Source organism: Ferruginibacter sp. (genome assembly GCF_031430955.1).
Taxonomy (GTDB): Bacteria; Bacteroidota; Bacteroidia; order Chitinophagales; family Chitinophagaceae; genus Ferruginibacter.
The window spans coordinates 1-2,088 of sequence record NZ_JANPCM010000714.1 but is presented as its reverse complement, the minus strand read 5'-3'; the positions used below and the strand labels follow the sequence as shown (position 1 = coordinate 2,088).

Genomic DNA, 2,088 nt, shown 5'->3' with positions numbered 1-2,088 from the left:
AAAAACGGCACACAATTATTTATGACGGTTATGGGTGCTTCTGCAAAAGGCGAATTACCTTTTTTAAACAGCTTCGACAACAACCCCAAAGAAACCAAACAACTCTGGCGCTGCGAAGAACCTTATTACGAAACCGTAACTGATGTGTTGGATTTTGATAAACTCATTATTGTTACCAACAAACAAAGCCAAACAGAACAACCCAATTATTTTTTACGCAACTTAAAAGATAACAGCGCTAAAGCCATCACCGCATTTGCCGATCCGCAACCCGGTCTGCGTGGTATTACCAAACAAAAAATTACTTACAAACGCAAAGATGGTGTTGACCTTGCTGCCGATTTATACTTGCCCAAAGGATATGATAAAACAAAAGATGGTCTGCTGCCTGTGATGATGTGGGCTTATCCACGTGAATTTAAAAGTGCTGCCGATGCTGCACAATTGCGTGGCAGCAAATATACTTTTACAAGAGTGGGTTATGGCTCAATAGTTTTTTGGGCAACGCAGGGGTATGCCATAATGGATAACACCGAGTTCCCCATTGTTGGCGAAGGCGATAAACAACCCAACGATAATTTTGTGGATCAGCTTACCTGGAGTGCAGAAGCTGCCATAAATAAAATTGCAGAAATGGGTGTTGGCGACAGCAGCCGTGTAGCGGTTGGGGGCCACAGTTACGGTGCATTTATGACGGCCAATCTTTTAGCCCACACCAATTTATTTAAAGCCGGCATTGCCCGTAGCGGCGCTTACAACCGCAGCCTTACACCTTTTGGTTTTCAAAACGAAGAACGTACTTACTGGCAGGCACCCGAAGTTTATTTTGCCATGAGCCCTTTTGCATTTGCAGATAAAATAAAAACACCACTTCTAATGATACATGGCGAAGCTGATAATAACCCCGGCACTTTTCCCATACAAAGCGAACGTTTGTACAATGCCATTAAAGGCCATGGCGGCACAGTTCGTTTTGTGCAACTCCCTTTTGAAAGTCATGGTTATGCAGCCAAAGAAAATATTTTGCACATGCTGTGGGAGCAGCACCAATGGCTGGAGAAATATGTGAAGAAAGGTGGAGGGATGTATGTGAAATAATTTTTTGGGACAAACATTTGTACCTTGATTGAACTGCAGTGGCGACGTTCCGTTCAACATTATAACTCTGGGGAACTTTTATTGCAGCGTAGAATATGTTTTATTAATTTGGCTAAAGCCGGGAGGAGCTTATCAACTTGTATCTCCAGCTAAAGCTGGAGGCAATTCAAAAGCAGGTCCAAACAAACTTTTGAACTTAGAAAATATTTAATAAAAGTCAAATTGCTGTGATGCATTTCTTTTGAATTGCCACTGGCTTCAGCCAGTGGATAAAAGATAAAAGTAAAAGTGCTATTGGCTTTAGCCAAATAAAAAAATCGCAAAAAAAATTCCAAGCAAAGAATAAATTGAATTGTACATAAAATTTCTTTTTAATTACCACTGCACTGGCTTTAGCCAGTGGATAAAAGCAAAAGTGCAACTGGCTTTAGCCAAATAAAAAATCTCAAATAATCTTACAAACAAAGAATAAATTGAATTGTAAATAAAATTGCTTTTGAATTGCCACTGGCTTCAGCCAGATAAAAACAAAACATCTTTAGCCAAACAAAATATTGTCAAACAAAAATTAAAATATGCCTTTCATTAAAGTTTACATCCATTTTGTATGGAGCACCAAAAACAGAATTCCATTTCTTAATTCCTTAGAATTGAGAGAAAAAGTTTGGAACCACATAAAAGACACTGGAAAAAAGAAAGGCATATTTATTGATTTTGTAAATGGTTATGAAGACCATTGTCATTGCCTTGTTTCACTTGGCTCCGATCAAACCATTGAAAAAGTAATGCAATTAATAAAAGGTGAATCTGCTTTTTGGATTAATAAAAAAACCTTACCCAAACAAAAGTTTGAATGGCAAGATGAATACTTTGCAGTTTCAGTTTCTGAATCTGTAATTGATAAAGTAAGAGACTATATTAAAAACCAGGAAGAACATCACAAGCAGAAAACATTTCAGCAGGAATATGATGAGTTTATCAGCAAGTATG

The 2,088-nt window shown here is 38.0% G+C and carries 2 protein-coding genes; both read left to right on the top strand.

Translation table 11 applies throughout. From position 1 onward, the window contains the following. On the top strand, positions 1-1,098 hold a 1,098-nt coding region (locus tag ACY65O_RS20420), incomplete at its 5' end, for an alpha/beta hydrolase family protein (RefSeq protein WP_462222706.1). 575 nt (positions 1,099-1,673) lie between these two features. Then, the coding region (tnpA, locus tag ACY65O_RS20415) for an IS200/IS605 family transposase (RefSeq protein WP_462222705.1) at positions 1,674-2,088 on the top strand (415 nt) is incomplete at its 3' end.